The organism is Aquimarina rhodophyticola (assembly GCF_042434915.1).
In the GTDB taxonomy this organism is placed as follows: Bacteria; Bacteroidota; Bacteroidia; order Flavobacteriales; family Flavobacteriaceae; genus Aquimarina.
Genome location: NZ_CP170198.1, coordinates 3,051,178 through 3,072,522 on the forward strand (window position 1 = coordinate 3,051,178; position 21,345 = coordinate 3,072,522).

At 33.7% G+C, this 21,345-nt stretch carries 15 protein-coding genes, 1 tRNA gene, 1 pseudogene and 1 CRISPR repeat array; of the genes and pseudogenes, 4 read left to right on the top strand and 13 right to left on the bottom strand.

The window, feature by feature from the left end; genetic code table 11:
* Nucleotides 1-16 precede the first annotated feature (16 nt).
* The 8 genes and pseudogenes from ACE939_RS13190 to ACE939_RS13225 all read right to left on the bottom strand — a co-directional run bounded on the left by ACE939_RS13190 (nt 17) and on the right by ACE939_RS13225 (nt 13,428).
* On the bottom strand, nt 17-913 hold the full coding sequence (locus tag ACE939_RS13190) for a hypothetical protein (RefSeq protein ID WP_378186061.1): 897 nt from the start codon (nt 911-913) through the stop codon (nt 17-19).
* A gap of 13 nt (nt 914-926) precedes the next feature.
* A CRISPR array of direct repeats spans nt 927-1,159; the repeat unit is 26 nt; unit sequence GCAGCTTCAGCAGCTTCTCGTTGACG.
* A 999-nt stretch (nt 1,160-2,158) separates the two neighbouring features.
* Nucleotides 2,159-3,082, bottom strand: a pseudogene (locus ACE939_RS13195) (PorP/SprF family type IX secretion system membrane protein); the annotation flags it as partial.
* Nucleotides 3,083-3,085: 3 nt separating this feature from the next.
* A complete protein-coding gene (locus tag ACE939_RS13200) occupies nt 3,086-5,152 on the bottom strand; it encodes a gliding motility-associated C-terminal domain-containing protein (RefSeq protein ID WP_378186062.1) in 2,067 nt (688 codons plus the stop codon).
* Between the two features lie 539 nt (nt 5,153-5,691).
* Entirely contained in the window at nt 5,692-6,213 is a 522-nt protein-coding gene (locus ACE939_RS13205; RefSeq protein ID WP_378186063.1) for an OmpH family outer membrane protein, read from the bottom strand.
* A gap of 226 nt (nt 6,214-6,439) precedes the next feature.
* Complete coding sequence (locus ACE939_RS13210) at nt 6,440-7,291, bottom strand: class I SAM-dependent methyltransferase (RefSeq protein ID WP_378186064.1); 852 nt, start codon at nt 7,289-7,291, stop codon at nt 6,440-6,442.
* Nucleotides 7,292-7,667: 376 nt separating this feature from the next.
* Nucleotides 7,668-9,539 carry a tRNA uridine-5-carboxymethylaminomethyl(34) synthesis enzyme MnmG gene (mnmG, locus tag ACE939_RS13215; RefSeq protein ID WP_378186066.1) on the bottom strand — a complete coding sequence of 624 codons (1,872 nt, stop codon included), beginning with the start codon at nt 9,537-9,539 and terminating at the stop codon, nt 7,668-7,670.
* A gap of 42 nt (nt 9,540-9,581) precedes the next feature.
* Nucleotides 9,582-10,001 (bottom strand): rRNA maturation RNase YbeY, encoded by a 420-nt coding sequence (gene ybeY, locus ACE939_RS13220; RefSeq protein WP_378186067.1) that lies wholly within the window; start codon nt 9,999-10,001, stop codon nt 9,582-9,584.
* Complete coding sequence (locus ACE939_RS13225; protein WP_378186068.1) at nt 9,994-13,428, bottom strand: DUF4175 family protein; 3,435 nt, start codon at nt 13,426-13,428, stop codon at nt 9,994-9,996. Before ACE939_RS13225 ends, ybeY begins: the two co-directional genes overlap by 8 nt.
* A gap of 249 nt (nt 13,429-13,677) precedes the next feature.
* On the opposite strand from ACE939_RS13225, the gene gltX reads away from it, so the two are divergent.
* Both gltX and ACE939_RS13235 read left to right on the top strand, forming a co-directional pair.
* Complete coding sequence (gene gltX / locus ACE939_RS13230; RefSeq protein WP_378186069.1) at nt 13,678-15,186, top strand: glutamate--tRNA ligase; 1,509 nt, start codon at nt 13,678-13,680, stop codon at nt 15,184-15,186.
* 156 nt (nt 15,187-15,342) lie between these two features.
* Entirely contained in the window at nt 15,343-16,299 is a 957-nt protein-coding gene (locus ACE939_RS13235; RefSeq protein WP_378186070.1) for an SPFH domain-containing protein, read from the top strand.
* A gap of 213 nt (nt 16,300-16,512) precedes the next feature.
* Here ACE939_RS13235 and ACE939_RS13240 read toward each other — a convergent pair whose 3' ends face one another.
* From ACE939_RS13240 to ACE939_RS13255, 4 genes are all read right to left on the bottom strand, one after another.
* On the bottom strand, nt 16,513-16,761 hold the full coding sequence (locus ACE939_RS13240; protein ID WP_378186071.1) for a DUF6327 family protein: 249 nt from the start codon (nt 16,759-16,761) through the stop codon (nt 16,513-16,515).
* Between the two features lie 27 nt (nt 16,762-16,788).
* Nucleotides 16,789-17,139, bottom strand: coding sequence for a phage holin family protein (locus ACE939_RS13245; RefSeq protein WP_378186072.1), 351 nt, complete (start codon nt 17,137-17,139; stop codon nt 16,789-16,791).
* A gap of 9 nt (nt 17,140-17,148) precedes the next feature.
* Nucleotides 17,149-17,532, bottom strand: a complete 384-nt coding sequence (locus tag ACE939_RS13250; RefSeq protein ID WP_378186073.1) for a YtxH domain-containing protein — start codon at nt 17,530-17,532, stop codon at nt 17,149-17,151.
* Nucleotides 17,533-17,722: 190 nt separating this feature from the next.
* Entirely contained in the window at nt 17,723-19,855 is a 2,133-nt protein-coding gene (locus ACE939_RS13255) for a glutamine--tRNA ligase/YqeY domain fusion protein (RefSeq protein WP_378186074.1), read from the bottom strand.
* A gap of 219 nt (nt 19,856-20,074) precedes the next feature.
* Between ACE939_RS13255 and folB the strand changes: the two genes are divergently transcribed.
* Nucleotides 20,075-20,434 carry a dihydroneopterin aldolase gene (gene folB / locus ACE939_RS13260; RefSeq protein ID WP_378186075.1) on the top strand — a complete coding sequence of 120 codons (360 nt, stop codon included), beginning with the start codon at nt 20,075-20,077 and terminating at the stop codon, nt 20,432-20,434.
* 93 nt (nt 20,435-20,527) lie between these two features.
* Nucleotides 20,528-20,598, top strand: a tRNA-Cys gene (locus ACE939_RS13265).
* 37 nt (nt 20,599-20,635) lie between these two features.
* Here ACE939_RS13265 and ACE939_RS13270 read toward each other — a convergent pair.
* Nucleotides 20,636-21,328: a LysE family translocator gene (locus tag ACE939_RS13270; protein ID WP_378186076.1), complete on the bottom strand. Its 693-nt coding sequence runs from the start codon at nt 21,326-21,328 to the stop codon at nt 20,636-20,638.
* Between the last annotated feature and the right edge of the window lie 17 nt (nt 21,329-21,345).

The window sequence follows — 21,345 nt, forward strand, 5'->3', positions numbered from 1 at the left end:
ATCATTGGGGCTGCCGTTATTGTATTCTTAATATATATAAATCACCATCATATTTATTTCCAACATTTGAGAACAGACCTTGCTTAGCATCGTCTAGGTTGTCATAACGTTTTAAATATACATAGATGTAATTGTCCTTAGGGTTTCTAAAATATTGTGGCTCTAATCCTTGTGATCTCAACTTCTCCATACCACGTTCAAAATAATTTTCTCTTTTAAAAATATTAGTAATTAAATAATATCCATTCTTTACATTATGTCCTCCGATATAAGATAACGTTTCAGAAAGTACTGTATCATCCTGCACTGTTTCTTGGATCGTACGTGTTTCTTGTAATAAACGTTTAAAGGAAGCAACTCTACTTTTTGCTATTTGTAACACCCACATTTCTCCAAAAAACTTATTATCCATATTACTGAAATACTTCTCTGAAGCTTCTTCTTTGGTCCTGAAACTGGCAATAGAAACATACTGCAGATCATTTTCTGGATTTAAAATTATTTGTGCATCATCAAATCCTATAGCGTTAAGTCCTTCTTTAAATTTTTCGGCATATTCTCCACCTTTAAATACGTTTCCAATCAAATAGTATCCTTCTTGATACCCTGGTATATATTTAGTAGCAAATTGTGCTTCTGGTCGTGATGTTTCAGCAAATTTGATAAACTTGTTTTTTGCAACAAGACGTTTTGAGCTTGTAGGATCTACGTCCCTCTTAGCCTCATCGGCATCATTATTCATAGAAACTAGAGACTCCAAAAGTTTATTAAAATCTTTCTTGTCTACAGTGGTGCTTGTTGATAAAAGCGAATCTTGTCGTGCCAATAATTTACGTGTGATACGACTATTATTATCTAATTCTTGTTTAATTTCTTTAATATCCTCTGGAACCTCTTCTTCCTCTTCTGCCAATCGAGCAGCTTCGGCAGCTTCAGCAGCTTCTCGTTGACGGGCTTCTTCTGCCAATCGAGCAGCTTCGGCAGCTTCAGCAGCTTCTCGTTGACGGGCTTCTTCTGCTAATCGAGCAGCTTCGGCAGCTTCAGCAGCTTCTCGTTGACGAGCTTCTTCTGCTAATCGAGCAGCTTCAGCAGCTTCTCGTTGACGGGCTTCTTCTGCCAATCGAGCAGCTTCGGCAGCTTCAGCAGCTTCTCGTTGACGGGCTTCTTCTGCTAATCGAGCGGCTTCCGCTTCTTCTTCGATTCTTTTCTGCTCGGCAACTTCACGCTCTAATTTACGCTGTGCTGCTACTCGCTCTTCTTCCGCTTTTTGCTCGGCAACCTCACGCTCTAACCTACGCTGTGTAGCAATACGCTCTTCTTCTGCTTTTTGCTCGGCAACTTCACGCTCTAACCTACGTTGTGTAGCAATACGCTCTTCTTCTGCTTTTTGCTCGGCAACCTCACGCTCTAACCTACGTTGTGTAGCAACACGCTCTTCTTCTGCTTTTTGCTCGGCAACCTCGCGCTCTAATCTACGTTGTGTAGCAATACGCTCTTCTTCTGCTTTTTGCTCGGCAACCTCGCGTTCTAACCTACGCTGTGTAGCAGCTCTTTCGGTTTCATTTTGTTGTTCGGCGGTTTCTCTTTCTAGACGTTGTCTTGCAGCGATCGCTTCGGCCTCGGCTTCTTGTTTTGCGGCTTCAGCTTCTCTTGCTGCCTCTTCTTTTGCAATTTGCTCATCTTCAATTTCTTGTTGCGTCATTTCAGATTCCAACTTACTTCTCGACGCCAATCGCTCTTGCTCTTCTTGTTCTGCTGTTTCTCTCTCTAACCTACTTTGTCTTGCTAAACGTTCTTCTTCCTCGGCAGTTTCTCTTTCTAACCTACTTTGTCTTGCTAGACGTTCTTCTTCTTCAGCTCTTCTGTTAAGTAATTCGACTTCTTCTTCACGCTGTAATTCTAGTTCTCTTGCCTTACGCGCCTCTTCTTCTTTATTTTCTTCGATAGAACGCTCTAAACGTGTCATAGCACGTTCTGCTTCTGTAATTTCACGCGTACTACCTCCACCCTCTTGAAGTTCTCTGATCAACTTATTTTGTTGTAAGATTTCCTTTTTAAGTCGCTTAATTTCAGAATCTCTAGCTTGAAATGCTTTGTCTGAAGTTGCACGTCTGCTTCGGCTTGTTTTACGTCTTCGATCTTCCTGAAAATTATATGCTAAAGTTACCTCATGGGTTGCTCCAAAATTACTTGTGTCTCCAAACCCTGTTTCATAAGAATATCCAACTGAAACATTGGGTGTAATATTTGCACCGACACCTACAGAAGCACCATAAAAACTATTGTATCCTGCCTGTGCCCAACCTAAACTAGGTAATTCTAAAATTGCGTTACCTCCATATCTTAAATCGGCCTCGGCTAACATATTGGCATACACCATTCCTCTTATGAGTTTATCTGATCTTCTTTCTAAACTATGCGTATACATAACATGTCCTGTAAAACCCATGTTATCGGTTATCACCTCACTTGCAGTAATATTATACGCTACCAAATTTCCTACTGCAACACCTACATCAAATTGTTCGTAATTAAAATTTACCCCTGGTGATAATAAGAAGACCGAACTTTTTTCATAATTAAGAATTAGGGGGTCGTTAACTTGTAAACCATTATTTTGAGTAAAACCATCATCTATAGTGGCTGCATCTAGATTGGATTTGATAGCACTTTGTGAAAAGCCTAAATTTAATCCAAATGTAAAATTCATATCTCTACCAAACTCTAGATTGTATGCGTAATTGGCTACACCTCCAAAATAACGATACACTCCTTCATTTTGTTGATGTAATCCTATGCTTACTCCAGTTTTTTCGTCGAAATTACTGGTATAATTGATCAAAAATGTTTGTGGGTTATCGTTAAATGAAGACCATTGTATTCTGTTATAAATATTAATTGACTTCTTTGTTTCTCTAACTAATGAAAATGTTGGGTTAAAATAAAATCGATTGTACCTCACTAAATTATGTGTAGGAATATCTGAAGGAAGCTTTCCATAAATGGTCGCGCTTTCTTCTTGTCCCTTCGCTAGTTGAAGGGAAATGCAACATATGCTTACTAAAAACAGCTTTTTAATCATAAATTATCTCATTACCGTAATTGAACCCTTGCGGATTACGGAATTGTTTTTTGTAATTATAAAGTAGTACACTCTTTCCTTATTCGACACTGCGGTATCGTTAGGCCAGTCACCATTTCTATAATTATTAGTTTGCAAGGCCACTTGACCTCTTGAATCATAAATAAGTACCTCTACTTCTGGCGAATCTGTCAATTCGTCTGGAAGGTTCCATGTATCATTAACGCCATCACCATTGGGTGTTAGCACATTTGGTATATATCCTGAAAGCCCTGCTTGTTCTCTTACAGCAACTATAGGAGTATCTAAACTACAGATTACTGAAGCTATTCTAACGAAATAATCACCTTCTTGACTGACGGTGATCTCGTTGGTATTTTCTCCTTCGATTAGTTGTTCTTCTTCGTCCACGACCCTATACCATTCATAGGTGTAGTTTGGATCTTGCGGAACGGATAAAACCACCGTTCCCCCGAAGGGTAAATTGTTTGGTGTTATGGTAATTTCTGTTCCCGAATCGACATATTGAACAGAAATTTCATTGGATTGTATATTGGTGAACTCTCCCGTTCTTAGGTCTGCATTTAATTGATATATTGATTCTTGATCAGCAGTATCCACGGTTAAAGATGTTTCTGTATCTCCTGTTGCAGTACCATTTGATGACCATTCGAAATCAAAAAATGCATATTGCTCTTGTGTAAGTGGCACTCGTAAACCTCCCGAAGTAAGTCCTATCATTTCTTGTAAAGAAATATCTACAGTAGACGCATCACAATTGGAGCCTGAATCACCCCCAATTGTACTTTCAAAACCTATAGGTGCAAAAATCTCAGTTCTAGATTCGATAAGACTATTACAAGCATCATTGGCAGTAATACTCACTCTATATCTCCCAACAAAGGAAGCATCAAAAGTTGAAACTCCATCTGTTAAGGGTCCTTGTTTTTGCAACGTGGTTTCTACAAACCATTGTACAATACTACCATCGGGAGCATCACTTCTTATTTGTAGCGTTAAGATTTGTGATGGTAATAAAATCAAATTTTCTGGTAAGGTTTCTGTGATACTCGAACCGTCGTTAGTCACTTCAATTGGATCGGTAGTTACTGTACAATCTTCACTATACAAAACTTGTAAGGTATAATTACCGCCAAAATCATTATCTGGTAACGTAATTGTTGAAGAAATTTCTCCCTCGATTGCTGTACCATTTTTAAACCATTGATAATCATAACTCGTATCGGTCTCACTTGATGTTAAAACCTTTGCATCTTGTGGACAAAACGAAACTGCAGAACCTTCATTTATAGCTACATCGGATACATCGACAATTGAAACAATTACTACATTTGAGCTTGCTGTAAATACAGGCTGACAATCACCCAAATCTATCTTTACAGCATATGTACCTTCTTGGGTTATTGTGTAACTAGATTCCGTTTCGCCAGGTATCTCGTTCAAATCAAAAGAACTATCACCGCTAAACCATTGCCATTTGAAGTCATCTAGATTAAGCTCATTGCCGTCATTATCAAGAACTACTGGAGTTAAAGTTCTAGAAATGCTTGTAGTATTACAAAGAATAATAGGTTTTCTGTCGTTTAATCGTATGCTCTCTATTTCGCTTCCATCAAAATAATGTATTACAATCTCTTGGGATTCTGAACTTATGATATCATCATTTGTAGAAGTTCTTATACGTAAGCGGTAAGTATCGCTGCTTAAAGAATCGTCCATTAAAAAATCTTCAAACCGTATGGTACCGCCACCACTTCCGTTTGGTCCATTGACACGTGCGAGTTCTATGACTTCACTCGAATTACCAAAAGTGCCATCGGGGGCAGATACTTCTAGAATAAATTGATTAGTACCATCCAGTGCAGGACCACTCGATATGCTTGCTATAACCGTAAAAATATCGTTACCTGGGCTTGCACAAATTTGAGTAGCACCGCTTTCAAACGCGGGAGCAGAGATTGCTCTATTTGCTTGGGCAACTAGCTCATGAGAAGAAATGAGAAGTACTGCCAAGAGGAGTAGGTACGTTAGGTTAAGCTTATTATTCATAATTCACACTTAAATTAGGGTGAAAAACAGCACATTAGCATTGCGATTTGGGACGCATGTTAATAATATTGTTAATATAATTATAGTAAAAACATAAAATTATAAATAATATTATTACAGCAAACGTTTATTTTACTTTTTTTTGTAATAATATTCTTACCTAATGGTATAAGTATATCATAGACAAGTCAATACCAGTTATACAAATTTTCTAATAACTGTCAATACACTGTATTACAGATAAGTACACACAGTATACCATTAGTTATAGAAAAATATATAACACAAATTTAATCTATTTCCAACTTATATTTATCTAATTTTTAGGTCTCAAAATGACTTATTGTTATATATTTAACAAATTTGAATTTGAAAACCTACCAAAAAAACGTCAGATATTCACGATCAACGACACACTAAATACGTTTATCGGTACTATCATAAACTGGGGAATTTATCTCTTTTTATAAAATTTGGTAGGAATCAAAAAACCCGACAGTAAACTATCGGGTTTTTTGAAGATAAAAGACGGTATTAATTTATTCTGAAACCGTCTTATTTTTGTTAATTTCTTCGATGATTTTATCGGTGATATTTAACTCTTCTTTGCCATAAAGGATATTACTTACTTCGGTATCACCAAAAATATAGGTGTACCCATTACTTTTACCATATTCTTGGATAAAGTCTTTTACCTTAACTATAATTGAATCTATTTCTGATTGGCTACCTTGTTGGATCTCTTGCATACGACTTTGTTGCTCACCTTGCAATTGTTGTTGTTTTGCCATCAACTCTTGCTCCTTTTTGGCACGGTTAGCTTCAGACATGGATTTCATTATATTTTGATATCCTTGCACTTCAATTTGAAATTGCTTTGCTTTTTCTTCTAACTCTGCACGAACTTCATTATTCTTTTTTGTCCACTTTTCTTGAGCGGTTTTCATTTCAGCAAATTCAGACACAACTTTCGTGTTATTTACATAAGCTGTTTTTTCTGAAGTTTGATTACATGCTACAAATGAAACAGCAGCCAATGCAATCCATAAAATTTTTCTCATTTCTTAAGATTTAGTTTACTGCAAAAATATTAAAGTTTATATGTAAAAATACATCTCTTCTTAATAAATTATAAATATCAATAAAAATTATAGTTTTACAGCTAGGTATAATACTTTCTTATTAAAAATGAATTCATACGGAAGCTTTTAAGAAAGAAACTGTGAAGCTTTAGTACATATTATGTATATATATACAATACGCTCTTACATCGCACTGAAAGAAGTTTTAAGCTTTTTTAAGTATATATATATGTGAAGAATACTCTTTTGTAATAAATCCTTTAACATTAGAAAGTAAACCTATAGTAAAACCTTGAAAAAAGTTCATTTTTCCAGTTTTGTATTTTTCTGATAATAGAGATACGTAAAAAGAATCGAAAAACATAGGTTTAGTAGCTATCAGTCTAAACCCAAAAGTTGCTCCTATTTTACTAATAGATTGTTTTGAAAAATGCCAAAGATGACGCGGCACATCATATGCCGCCCAAAATTTATTATAAATTTGCGCATCGTAAGATTTGTAATTAGGAACCGCAATAATCAAGACTCCATCATCTTTAAGATATTGCTTAATTTGTACAATTGTTTGATCTAGATCATAAACATGCTCTAAAACGTGCCAGAGCGTAATCACATCAAATTTTTGATTAGGTAGTTCTGAGAGTTCAGTAACTAATGGAATGTTTTTTGATCTCGCAATTTTTCTAGCTTCTGGATTTGGTTCAACTCCATAGATTAACCAACCTTTGTTTTTAGCTCGTAACAAAAAATCACCTGTACCTGCTCCGATATCCAAAAGTGTACCTTTCTTACCTGCAAAGGAATTAATTAATACAACTTTTTTCTGCAACATGTAGCCTTTTACTTTATGATACAACTTTTCAAAAAGATTGCGTTGACCATCCGTATGCGAAATGTAATCTTCACTTTTATAATAATCCGGTAATTTATCTTTAGTAGGTTTGGGAAAGGTTTCTAAAACATCGTAGTCTTCATTATACAGCAATTTGAAACTTTCTTTACTTACTGTGTGGTCAATACATTCTAAATACAGATTTGATGATTTATTTTTTGTCATATTAACAATTGATCTTATAATTTAATTTGAATTAGATAAAGTACGTGTGCTATAGATTAAATAGTTTTTAAAAAGTAAGAGAACATTATTATGTATATAAAACACAAAACTTCTGAATCAACATATATATACTAATTCACAATTTAAAACACACATTATTAATCTCTACTATAAACTAAAGCAGTCCTGATTAAAAATTATTTGGTCACAAAATATCCAAAGTTTTCGGAGATACCCTCAATCAATTCAGAAACCCTTTATGTTTTAATATACACGAAAGATCTTACTACACGCTGAATAAAAAAATAGTGTTGAATTCTATCAAATAAATTATCAATCAAGTCTCAAAAGCTAAATGTTCCACGTGAAACGTACGTTATCTTCCCATATAAACTAATAGTACCGAGATATCACTAGGTGAAACTCCGCTAATCCTTGATGCTTGAGAAACAGTTGCAGGTTTTATTTTAGACATTTTCTCTCTTGCTTCAAAACTTAAAGATTTCAATTTTGAATAATCAAAATTAGAAGGAATCTTTACATCTTCCAATCGATTCAGCTTATCAGCGTTATTTTTTTCTTTTTCTATATATCCTGCATATTTTACTTGAATTTCGGTTTGCTCCAAAATTTCACGATCCAAGTTATGCTCTACTATATATGCATCAATTTTTTGAAAATGTTTAATATCATCTAGTGTTAATTGTGGCCTAGCAAAAAGCTTAAACATTTTACCACTTTGATTTATTGTAGATGAATTATTTTTAATTAAAACTGGATTTGCCTCTTCTGGTGTTACACTCGTATCTTTAAAAAATTGAACGAAAGCCTCGGATTTTGTTCTTTTCTCTTCCATACGGTACATACGCTCTTTACTTGCTAAGCCCATTTCGAACGCACGCGGTGTTAATCTAAAATCGGCGTTATCTTGACGAAGTAAGGTTCTATACTCTGCGCGTGAAGTAAACATTCTATACGGCTCTTCGGTTCCTTTTGTTATCAAATCATCTATTAGCACACCTATATACGCTTCATTACGTTGCAATATAAACGGTTCTCTTTCCTGAGTTTTTAATGCTGCATTGATACCCGCCATTAATCCTTGTGAAGCTGCCTCTTCATAACCTGTAGTTCCATTTATCTGTCCTGCAAAAAACAATCCAGAAATCAATTTGGTTTCTAATGTATGTGTCAATTGTGTTGGTGGAAAGTAATCATACTCTATGGCATATCCAGGTCTAAAAAATTTTACTTGCTCAAAACCGACTACAGATCGCAATGCTTTAAATTGAACGTCCTCTGGCAAGGAAGTTGAAAAACCGTTAATATACATTTCTACAGTATTCCATCCTTCGGGTTCTACAAAAATTTGGTGACGATCCTTATCTGCAAACCTATTAATCTTATCCTCTATCGACGGACAATATCTAGGACCTAGACTTTGAATTCTGCCATTAAACATGGGTGAACGATCAAAACCCTCACGTAGCAAATCATGCACCAACGTAGAAGTATATGTCATATGACAAGAACGCTGTTTGGTTAATGGTTTTGTAAGATTGGTATAACTAAATTTTTCTGGTTGCTCATCTCCTGGTTGCTCTACCATCTTACTAAAATCTAAAGACCTTCCATCAACCCGTGGCGGAGTTCCAGTTTTCATTCTACCAGCGTCAAACCCTAAATCAATTAATTGTTCGGTTATGCCAGTCGCAGCTCGTTCTCCTGCACGACCCCCTCCAAAGTTTTTTTCACCAATATGAATTAAACCATTTAAAAAAGTACCATTGGTTAGTACTACAGATTTTGCTTTTATATCAATACCTAAAGATGTCCTAACCCCAACGATTTTTTCATTCTCTATCAATAATTCACTTATCATTTCTTGATAAAAATCTAAGTTGGGAGTGCGTTCTAACATAAGTCTCCACTCATCGGCAAATCGCATTCGATCGCTTTGAACCCGTGGACTCCACATAGCGGGTCCTTTTGACTTATTCAACATCTTAAACTGAATCGCGGTACGGTCACTCACTATACCACTATATCCACCCAACGCATCAATCTCGCGAACTATTTGTCCTTTTGCAATACCACCCATTGCAGGATTACAGCTCATCTGTGCAATGTTTTGAAGATTCATTGTGACCAACAATGTACTACTTCCAAGATTTGCAGCCGCAGCAGCAGCCTCACTACCCGCATGACCAGCACCCACCACTATAACATCATATTCCTTTTCAAACATCTTACTCTAGTTTTGTTCCACGTGGAACATTTGATTTTTATATTATTGTTCCACGTGGAACAATGCTAATTTTTCGTTTTCTTTACTTGTCATCAACGCTTGTTCCTTTGCTGTCTTATCCTTGTATCCACAAAGATGTAATAAACCATGAACTAAAACTCTTCTCATCTCGTTATCATAACTACAGTTATAAATCTCTGCGTTCTCCTTAACGCGTTCCTGCGAAATAAAAATATCAGCACTTAATAAATTACCAACTGAATTGTCAAAAGTAATAATATCTGTATAGGTGTCATGATTTAAGAATTTTTTATTAATCTCTAATAAATAGACATCATCGCATAAAATAAAAACAATTTCTTCAATAGCTTTTCCTTCAGATTCACAAGCCTTAATAAGCCATTTTTTTAAAGGTTCTTCTTCTAATTTACTAGTGTTGTTTTCGTAAAAAAAACTAATCATTTGCTGTATTAAAATAGGTCTTAACCCGTTCTTTATAATTTTTTCGCAAAGGTAATACTTGTCTATCTAATATCTCTGTTGTTTTGAAATATTGTTTTATTTGATCCGTGTTCGAACTATTACCGCTATTGTAATTTTTAAAGTTTGTTGTGCTCTCACGTTCCTCTTTTTTCCCCTGTTCAAACGCTGCTTTGTCTAACTTTAATAATTGATGTTTTATATCCATCATTCTTTGTAAAGTCTGTTCGTTAAAACCTCTTTGAAGCAGTTCATTTTCGACACCTTCCATTTTCATTAAAACGTTTTTTCCTTGACCCTTTATCCCTGATGCGTTAATTTTTTCTTCTAATGCCTGTCGTAATTGTTGTTGTGCTTTATAGATTTCAAATAATTCTCCATTCATATCTTCATCTCCAAAAGAACCTTCTCCATTAGAATCTGTGTTATTTCCTTGGTTACCTTTCTTTCCTTTTTTTCCATCATCACCTTTATTACTTCCTTCAGACTGACCCTGCTTTTTATCACCCTCACCTTGCTTACCTGATGATTGCTTGCCTTTATTACCATCTTTTTTTTGTTCTCCGTTCTCGCCATCTGATGTTGTAGACTCACCACCTTTACCTTTCTTTTTACCTTGACTGCCCTTCTGCATTCTTTCATTTAATTGCTCTTGGCTTTTAATAATATCAGGTAATTGAAATCCTTGACCCTGACCTTTACCGCTGCTTGAAGAAGGGATGCTGTTTTGCATTTGTTCTAATGAATTGCTAAGCAAGTACGCAAGATCGTTAGCTCCCGTTATAGTAAACTGCTGACTTGATCTACCTTGTAATAATTGATTCTCTGCTAAACGCTCTATGGACTTGTCCAAATTAAATTCAACGTCACCAAGTTTATCCAATACATCATCTGTTATTTGCGAAGTACGCAAAGCTAATGCATACAGACTATCATCAATATGTATAAAGTTTTCACGTAACACACTCTGCCGTTTAAGCTTACTCGAATACACGGGGTTATTAATAGAAATCTCCGAAAATTCACTAAGCAAATTTTCTTGTGAAAGCGAAAAATCTACTAAATTATCTAGTATTTGCCGAAGCATTTCTGTATCCTCCTGTTGTTGCGCTTCACCCGACATCTGCATTTGATTTTGCATTTTGGCTGCCATATTTTTCATTTTTTGAGCTGCCATCTTCTGATTTTTTGATGCATTATTCTGTTCTCCTTTTTCTATGTTTTCTTTAGCTTTTTCTTGTTCCTTGCTTATATGCTCTTCTTCCTTTTTATCAAAATCTAATCCCATCGGTTTTTTAAGATTTTGATTATCGCGTTGTAAATTATCAAGTGCCTTTTTAATCTCATCAAACTTTTTAGATAAACTATCTTGCGCCTTAGCAGTATTCTTTTCATTATCCATCTTAGATAGTTCTTCTTGTTTATCTCCTAATTTAAATAAGTCCTCTGCTATTTTATCATGTCTTTCCTTGACATAAAAACGTTTGGTTAACTCTAAGAGTTGCTCCAAATTCTTTTTAATACTTTTGTTATCTTTTGATAGTTCATCCAATTTTTCAGTTAACTTTTCTCTGTTGAGCTGCTCAGATAGTTTTTCAATTTCCTTTAACAACTCTTCATTCTTCTTCAATCGCTCTTGTTGCCTTTCTAACTTTTCCTTTAAAGCATCTTTAAAAGGTTCTTCCTCTTTTGAGGGCTTCTCTTTTGATAAATTATTTTCCAATTTCTCAGCAAACTTCTTCATCATTTGTTCCTGCTTCTTTTGATTTTGCAAAAACTCCTTGAGCTTCCTCTTATCCTCATAATCCATACTCTTTTGTTCTTTTTGCAGTCTTGATAACTGTTTTAATTCCTCTTCTGATTTTTCTAATTTATCGAGTGATTTATCCAAATTCTCAACAATAGACTGTTGATTTTTTAGACGCTCCTCTTCCATCTCATCCAATGATAATCTCTTATACATAAAAATTTGACTAGAAGATTTTTTGAAATTATGTAGACGATCGTTGTCACTAACCTCAAAATAATACTCATAATTCTCGCCCATTTCTAATTCCAGTTCACCAGGAAACTCATAGACAAACTCAGAAAAATTACCTTTTTCAATGTCTATATATTTATATTCCTTTGGAGATGATTTATCACTTTTTTGATAAACAAGTTGAAGTTTTGTCACCGCATAATCATCGCTAACCTTACCATAGTAATATCTAGAAAACATTTTCAATGTATCGATATGCTGTTGTACTACTATCTTGGGAAACTCATCCTTAGTAACCTTAATACTATAATCAAGTCTATCATAATTTTCAATATTACGGTTTGATGTAAAAAGGGTATAATCATAAGAATTAAAAACCGTTGTATCATAGGAAAAGTTATTAGCATCCTTTAAAAAAACGTAAAGGCTATCCTTTGATAGAAAAGAAATTTTTTCGGTGTTTTGAGCCTTTATCTTCCATTGTATAGTAGTACCCTCGGGTACTACAAAATTGCCAGTATTAAATAATCTCTCATTTTTTAAATTGGTATAATTAGGATAATTAAGAAAAGCTTCTAACTCGATTAAATTAGGTACGTTAATCAAATTTAAAATCTTCTCTGTTGACCGTACTCCATTAGCTTCAATATAAAATTCTTTTGACTCTGAAGGTTTTTTAAATACATACTCATACGTATCAATACTCTTCTTTGTCATGAAATAACTTTCATCATCAAAATGTATACGTATCATTTCTGGTAAACTAGTACCTAAAACTTTTACTTGTAATAAAAAATCTTTGTTTTCATGAACAACCAAGTCATCATTAATAATAAAAAAACTAAAAGGCGCTGGGGGTGTAAATGATGTATCATACCTTACGAATCGATCATAACTATTCGTAAACCAATCAAGGCCGCTAAACATAGAAAAAATCAAAAACAGTGCTATAGGTAATGCTACAAATCGCAAATACTTGAAGTTGCTCTTAAAATTAATTGCATTTTTAAATGGAATTGGGCTTAAGGCTTCTGACTTTTGATCTATACTTGCCAACAAGAGATCACTTTGTTGACCACTGTTACTTAATTGCATTAGGTTAACTAACCTATCATCCACGTCAGGGAAATAATCCCCAATAATTTTGGCCGCATCCATTGTTGAAATTCCTTTGGATAACCTAAACAGCTTCACAATCGGAACAATTATAAAAAATATAAACAAAAACAATTCTACCGCAACAAAAAGACCAAATAAGAAAGTTTTACTTCTTTTGGGCAAATAAAACAAATGTTCTATTGCTACCGATAAAATAAAATATAAGGTACCTATTGATATAAAAAGTATAGTTCCTTTTATCAATTTATTCAGATAAAACTTTTTTATAAATCCCTCTAATTTTGACTCTATGTACTCAAATCGCTTCATATAAAAACCTATTGACAACTTAACCTCTAAAACTACAATTTTATTTTGTAACCTACTCTATCTCAAAAATCAAATTATACAGGACAAAAACTGAAAAATATATACTGCATAAATCATACCTTCTTAATTTTATAAAAAATATATTCATCCAATTACACACCAAACCCCTTATTTTTATTCACAAAAAGCAATTGTAAGATTGTATCTTTGTAGCTACAAACAAAAAGTTAACACTAAATCATTTTTACAATGAACGACGTACGGGTAAGATTTGCTCCTAGTCCCACTGGACCATTACATATCGGCGGATTAAGAACTGCCTTATTTAATTATTTATTCGCAAAAAAACATGCTGGTACTTTTATACTACGTATCGAAGATACAGATCAAAATAGATATGTTGAAGGTGCAGAATCTTATATTAAAGAAGCACTTGATTGGTGTTCTATACCGTATGACGAAGGACCAGAGATAAAAGGAGTTTACGGTCCCTACCGTCAAAGTGAAAGAAAATCCCTGTATAAAGAATATGCCCAAGAACTTATTAAAAATGGTTCGGCATATTATGCTTTTGATACTGCAGAAGAATTAGATAGCATTCGTAAGAAATATGAGAGCGAAAATAAAACGTTCATCTATAACTGGCACAACAGAAAATCTCTAACAAATTCGATCTCTTTATCTAAGGATGATGTAGAAAAGAGAATTAAAAATAACGATCCATATGTAATACGTTTTAAAAGTGATCGTACCGCACCGTTGATTCTCAATGACGAAATACGAGGTAAAATTACGATTGATACCAATACACTAGATGACAAAGTTTTATTTAAAAGCGATGGGATGCCTACCTATCACTTAGCAAACGTTGTAGATGATCATTTAATGAAAATTTCACACGTTATTCGTGGTGAGGAATGGTTACCATCTCTCGCATTACATATTTTATTATACCAAGCATTTGGGTGGGAGACTCCAAAATTTGCACATTTACCTCTAATCCTAAAACCAATAGGAAAAGGAAAGTTGAGTAAAAGGGATGGTGATAAAATGGGTTTTCCAGTCTTTCCATTACAATGGCAAGATCCTAAAACAAAGGAGATATCTAGCGGCTATCGAGAAGATGGTTATCTACCAGAAGCAGTTATCAATATGCTTGCATTTTTGGGTTGGAACCCTGGTAATGAACAAGAGATTTACCAATTAGAAGAATTGATACAAGCCTTTGATCTTAAAAAAGTAAATAAATCTGGAGCTAAATTCGATCCAGAAAAAACTAAATGGTTTCAACAACAACATCTTCAAGAAATGCCAACAAATGATCTAGTGCATATTTTTGAAAATATACTATCTGATAAAAAAATTACTACTACACTTAATACAGCCAACATCGTTAGTCTGGTTAAGGAAAGAGCAGTTTTCACAAGAGATTTATGGGCTTTAAGTTCTTTTTTCTTTACCTCACCTTCAACTTATGATGAAAAAGCCGTTAAAAAGGCTTGGAAAGAAGATACACCGGCATTATTGCACGAACTTAATAGAGTTTTATCAGATATTTCGGATTTTACCCCTAGTACAATATCTTCTATAATAAAAACTTGGATTCAATCACAAGAAATTAGTTTCGGTAAAGTAATGATGCCTCTTAGAATCGCTCTAGTAGGTTCTTTACAAGGTCCCGATGTATTTGAAATCGCATCAATCATCGGGAAAGACGAAACTTTAAAACGTATTGAAAAAAGTATAGAAATACTCTAACTTTAGTATCTATTATCAAAAAACCCGACCTTACATGTCGGGTTTTTTTTATCATAATGTTCCTTATTTCACGTGAAACATGTCACTCAAATTTCTTTAACTATCCTATCAAAAATATTAGTAATTTACCTATCTAATCCTATAAGCAATTAAATTATGATGTTTCTACTAATTCCAGCCTTTATTGTAGCTTTTATCATTCTACTTTCTGGCATTTTTACTGTTAAGCAACAAACTTCTGCACTTGTTGAACGTTTCGGAAAATTCTTAAGCATTCGCAATTCAGGTCTTCATTTTAAAATTCCTATGGTAGATCGAATAGCAGGTCGTATTAATTTGAAAATTCAGCAATTAGATGTTATTGTTGAAACAAAGACAAAAGATGATGTTTTCGTACGTTTAAAAATTTCTGTACAATATCAAGTATTGAAAACTAAAGTATATGATGCATTTTATAGACTAGAAAATCCACAGGATCAGATTACATCTTATGTATTTGATGTTGTACGAGCCGAAGTTCCTAAAATGAAATTAGATGATGTTTTTGAACGAAAAGATGATATAGCCATCGCTGTAAAAAGTGAACTTAACGAAGCAATGAGTGATTATGGTTACGATATTATAAAAACTTTGGTAACCGATATTGATCCAGATCTTCAAGTAAAAGAAGCAATGAATCGCATTAATGCTGCAGAACGAGAAAAACTAGCTGCAGAATATGAAGCTGAAGCCGAACGAATTAAGATTGTAGCAAAAGCACGTGCCGAAGCTGAAAGTAAACGTTTGCAAGGACAAGGTATCGCAGACCAACGTCGTGAGATTGCTAGAGGTTTAGAAGAAAGTGTGGATGTATTGAACAATGTTGGCATAAATTCTCAAGAAGCCTCTGCCCTAATCGTTGTTACCCAACATTATGATACATTACAATCACTTGGTGAAGAAACTAATAGCAACTTAATTTTATTACCAAATTCACCACAGGCAGGAAGTGATATGTTAAATAATATGATTGCATCATTCACTGCATCCAATCAACTAGGAGAGGTTATGAAAAAACAAAATTTAAAAAAAACTCTGAGAGATAAAAATGACGAAGATGATACAATCAAGTAATCATCTAATTAATGAGATATAAAATGTCAAAAATCTATTTTAATAATATTTGTAGCATCTTTACAATAATAAATGTGTAAATATATTCTAATTATTTAAAAACCTCTTAAATCGCTTTATAATGATCTATTTTTAATAAATAATTATTATATAAAATAAAAATTGATAAGAATTAATTATAATAAAAAATCCCATCATAATGATGGGATTTTTTTAGTTTATTTTTTTGACTCGCGTAATACCAAGCATTTTATTCACAGCTTTTAATACAAATGCTTTTTTTGCTATAGCTCCTGCAATGTTACCTACTGTTTTAAAAACTGAAAAATTTTCTTTGGTTGTATGATAACTAATCTTTATTTCCTCAAGATTAATTTCTTTCTGCAATTTCAGAAATTTCAGATCTCTATTAATTTCTTCAAAACTAGTATAGATCTTCATTCCTGTGTTTGATTGGTTCATAGCTAAACTTTTTAAAGACGTATAATATTAATCATTAAAGAAAATTTTAGAATACTTTATTAATAATTTTCTTTTAAAGTATGATTTACCAAATACAGCAAGGAGAATCATGACAATTCCATAAAATCCAGCGACTATAAAATATCCCGCAGGTATATGATCAATAGCTTGTCCGATCCAAATTGACGCACCAACAGATAAAAAGATTAAAATTAACATCAAAATACTACCCATAACCAATACATTGGCCATGGATATTGTACTTTTCATTGCTTTTTTAAAAAGATCTAACTTATAGTACTCGACACTAGTTTCAACATAGCTTCGAACATTTTTATCAATCTCTTTTACATTATCCGTTAAATTTTCAAATGCCATAGACTAGATTTAAACTACTGCTTTATTCGCGTTTGTTTTAATCTTTTCAACCACTACATCTTTATGTAATTTTGCATTTTGCTTTCTCAACTCCTCCAATTTATTCTCCATAGCAACCAAAATATCATCTGCCTTATAGCTTGCATTTGATAATGTGTCTTCCAATTTTGATTCGAATTCTACCTTTGCTCTAGCAGCCTTTTCACCAATTATTGAAGCTGTTTCTTGATATTTTTGATTTAATTTAAGCTGTGCTTCTCTAGCACCTTCTTTTAATTTTTTTCTAGTTTTCTCGCCACTTTCTGGAGCATATAACAATCCTACTCCTGCTCCAATAATTGCTCCTGTTACTAATGCTAAAAGGGTATTTCCTGTGTTTCCTGAACTTGACATATGTTTTTATTTTAGGTTAATAATTATATTGCTAAATTACAACACGTCTCATTATTACGCTGTTAACAACGGGTTAATAAAAGTACTTATTATGTCAAACTTTCCATAAAATTATTAAATAAAAACTAAATTTTATCCGAATTTTTCAATACAAACAATATACTACTAATAAATGCTAATTTTTTTAACATTAAAGAAGTGTAGAAACTAGCTCTTTTACATCACTGCTATCTGTTGTAGTTTGAATTTCTAAAACTCGAGTAGTTTGTTCTTTTACTATATCAGGGTAATTTTTAAGTATAAACAAAGCTTCAAATTGAAGCAATTCGTTAGAATCCATAAGCGCATCTACAATAAACTGTTTACCCTCATCATCTAATTTAACTTTATGCTCTGCTATAACAACACCTGTAGTAAGTAATGCTACGATACGCGAACCTATTTTTTTCTTTGCTGTGCTAAACAAAGGTTTTACATCTTCATAAGAAACCTGCTTAGCTAATTCTAAGATTGTACTTCGCAAATTAAGTCGCTTCTCTTCAGGTAGATTCGTATACTTTTTACCAGATTTTTTAATTTCTTCAATAGGTTTTACCACAGGCTTTGTAGTCTCAGGCTTTAATTTTTTAACGACATTTTCTTGCTTATGATCTACCTTAGCCCAAGTATCACGCAAGCCAACGGTCTTATTGAAAATTAAGCTATCTGCTGTACTATCCTGATCAACATTGAAGTATCCCAATCGTTGAAATTGAAAATGATCCAAAGATTTAGCCGTCGATAGATAGGGTTCTACAAATCCTTTGATTATCTGAAGCGAATTTGGATTTAAAAATTCCATAAAGTCTTGATCCTTGTGATTATCTGGTGCTTCATCTAAAAACAATCTATCATACACACGAACTTCTGCAGGTATCGCATGTGCTATTGAAACCCAATGCAATGTACCTTTTACATTACGTTTAGATGCTTCTGTACCACTACCCGATTTACTAGCTGGATCATAAGAACAGTGTATCTCGGTAATAACACCGTTACTATCTTTAACTACAGATTCACCCTTGATAATGTACGCATTTTTAAGCCTCACTTCTTTACCTAATGTTAATCTAAAATATTTACGTCCTGCATCTTCCTTAAAATCTTCGCGCTCTATATAAAGATATTTACTAAAAGGAACTTGATGTTCACCAGCATTTGCGTCTTCGGGATTATTCTCTGCATCTACATATTCGACCTTTTCTTTTGGATAATTTTTGATTATAAGTTTTACAGGATCCAAAACAGCCATTACACGTGGTGCTACCTTATTAAGATCTTCGCGCACACAAAACTCAAGTAGCGAAACATCTATAACATTTTCTCTTTTGGCAACACCTACAGTTTCAACAAATTTTCGAATAGATTTTGGAGTATATCCACGTCTTCTCAATGCAGATATAGTAGGCATTCTTGGATCATCCCAACCCGACACTACACCTTCTTCAACCAAACGTAATAATTTACGCTTACTCATAATTGTATAACTAAGGTTTAACCGCGCAAACTCTGTTTGTTTAGGTACTATACTACCAGGCTCGGATATTTGTTCTAGAAACCAATCATATAGCTTTCTGTGAGGTTTAAACTCTAAAGAGCATAGTGAATGACTGACACCTTCGATGTAATCACTTTCTCCATGCGTCCAATCATACATAGGATAAATACACCAAGCATCGCCAGTTCTATGATGGTTCTTTTTTAAAATTCTATACATCAGAGGATCTCGCATTAGCATATTAGGATCAGCCATATCTATTTTTGCCCGAACCACATGAGCACCCTCTTCAAATTCACCATTTTTCATTCGTTCAAACAAATCTAGATTTTCGCTAATTGAACGATCTCTAAATGGACTGTTTGTTCCAGGTGATGTAGTGGTACCTTTCTGTTCTGCTATCGCCTCTGCGCTTTGTGAATCTACGTACGCCTTATCTTCTTTAATCAATTTAAGCGTCCATTGATATAAAGTTTCAAAATAATCTGAAGAATAACATTCTTTATCCCATTGATACCCCAACCAACTAATGTCTCTTTTTATTGCGTCTACGTACTCTTGCTCTTCTTTGGCAGGATTCGTATCATCAAACCTTAGATTAACCGGTGCATTGTAACGCAATCCTAATCCGAAACTAATTCCTATAGCTTTGGTATGTCCGATATGTAAATATCCATTGGGTTCGGGTGGAAATCTAAAACGTAAATCCTCTTTGCGAGTATTAGTTTTTAAATCTTCCTCGATCAATTGCTCTATAAAATTAAGCGATTTTTTTTCTTCAGTCATCAGGTATAATAATAAAGCGCAAAATTACTAAATTTATGCAGCCAGTGTCTAATATATAGATCAAAACAATTATTAAAAAATGCATTATTGCACGCATCCACATGTTAAACTACCTAGTTAAGTGTAACCATGGCTTACTTAGACCTGTGTTGTATACAAAGAGATTTTTAGCACTATCATGATTGTAACGATTCTCTTATCTTTGTTCAAAAATAAGTTGTGGGAAAGATAATACTAAAAAATATAAAGGTTTATAGCAATCACGGTTGTTTAGAAGAGGAAGAAAAAATAGGTTCGGATTACCGAATTGATTTAACCATACATGCTAACTTAACAAAATCATCAACTACGGATGATCTACAAGATACCGTTGATTATGTACATTTAAATACAATTGTCAAAGAAGAAATGGCTATTAGATCAAAACTATTAGAACATGCAGCCGAACGAATTTTGATTAGAGTACTGAATGAGTTACCTTTAGTAGATAAAGTAGTTGTTGACGTATCTAAAATTAATCCGCCTATCGGTGGAAATGTAGAGATGGTAACGATTCGCAGAAAAAAGAAAAGAAACTAATTTGAAGGAAAAAAGAAATTTTGTACTGTTAAATTGCAAAACCCTTCTTTAGTATTCATTATTTTTTTTACATTTGCGTCCTGCAAGAATTACGGTGTCGTGGCCGAGTGGCTAGGCAGTGGTCTGCAACACCATCTACAGCGGTTCGAATCCGCTCGACACCTCAAAAAAATCCTGTTATATAACAGGATTTTTTAGTTACTAAAATGTAGCTTCGGGTGTTATTTTTTCTATTTCATTTTGAAGTCGCTGCTCAACATTATCTGGCAAAACGCCTTTGAGAATTAAAAAAGCGCCAAATATAATCATCAAAACACTTATAACACGCTTAATTACATAGGTCCTTTTGGGTGTTAGTTTTCGTTTTAATCGCTTAGCTAATAGCATTTTAAAAACATCGATGATAAAATAGGTAGTCAATACCATCGTAAAAAATGTAAAAATACGATTAGAGTCCATATCTAATTGAGGACCTATCACGATAATGATACTAAGCCAAAATCCCAGGACACCTATATTAATAAAATTGAGAAGAAAGCCTTTTATAAAAAGTTTGAAATAATTGTGTTTATTTATAATCTCTACGCTCGTATCTCTAAGTTTATTGTAATTTTTTCGTTCTTGTATAAAGGAAATAATCCCGTAAGTAGCTAGTAACATCCCACCAAAAATAAATAAAGCAGGATCATCTTTTATTTTTTCTAAAATTTTATTGGTACTAAAATAGGCTATTAGTATAAAAACAATATCTGCCAAGATCACTCCAAAATCCACTGCAACAGCTGCTCTAAATCCCTTGATAGCAGCTGTCTCTAATAGAACAAAGAATACGGGTCCTATTAAAAAGGCTAATAAAAATCCTAAAGGTACGGCTGCATGAGCATCTTGAAACATAAAATTAAATAGTGTTT

Bases quoted from the DNA above. Each gene is read 5' to 3' on its own strand.
- ACE939_RS13200 (WP_378186062.1), bottom strand. From the start codon at position 5,152: ATGAATAATAAGCTTAACCTAACGTACCTACTCCTCTTGGCAGTACTT.
- ACE939_RS13205 (WP_378186063.1), bottom strand. From the start codon at position 6,213: ATGAGAAAAATTTTATGGATTGCATTGGCTGCTGTTTCATTTGTAGCA.
- ACE939_RS13210 (WP_378186064.1), bottom strand. From the start codon at position 7,291: ATGACAAAAAATAAATCATCAAATCTGTATTTAGAATGTATTGACCAC.
- mnmG (WP_378186066.1), bottom strand. From the start codon at position 9,539: ATGTTTGAAAAGGAATATGATGTTATAGTGGTGGGTGCTGGTCATGCG.
- ybeY (WP_378186067.1), bottom strand. From the start codon at position 10,001: ATGATTAGTTTTTTTTACGAAAACAACACTAGTAAATTAGAAGAAGAA.
- ACE939_RS13225 (WP_378186068.1), bottom strand. From the start codon at position 13,428: ATGAAGCGATTTGAGTACATAGAGTCAAAATTAGAGGGATTTATAAAA.
- gltX (WP_378186069.1), top strand. From the start codon at position 13,678: ATGAACGACGTACGGGTAAGATTTGCTCCTAGTCCCACTGGACCATTA.
- ACE939_RS13235 (WP_378186070.1), top strand. From the start codon at position 15,343: ATGATGTTTCTACTAATTCCAGCCTTTATTGTAGCTTTTATCATTCTA.
- ACE939_RS13240 (WP_378186071.1), bottom strand. From the start codon at position 16,761: ATGAACCAATCAAACACAGGAATGAAGATCTATACTAGTTTTGAAGAA.
- ACE939_RS13245 (WP_378186072.1), bottom strand. From the start codon at position 17,139: ATGGCATTTGAAAATTTAACGGATAATGTAAAAGAGATTGATAAAAAT.
- ACE939_RS13250 (WP_378186073.1), bottom strand. From the start codon at position 17,532: ATGTCAAGTTCAGGAAACACAGGAAATACCCTTTTAGCATTAGTAACA.
- ACE939_RS13255 (WP_378186074.1), bottom strand. From the start codon at position 19,855: ATGACTGAAGAAAAAAAATCGCTTAATTTTATAGAGCAATTGATCGAG.
- ACE939_RS13270 (WP_378186076.1), bottom strand. From the start codon at position 21,328: ATGTTTCAAGATGCTCATGCAGCCGTACCTTTAGGATTTTTATTAGCC.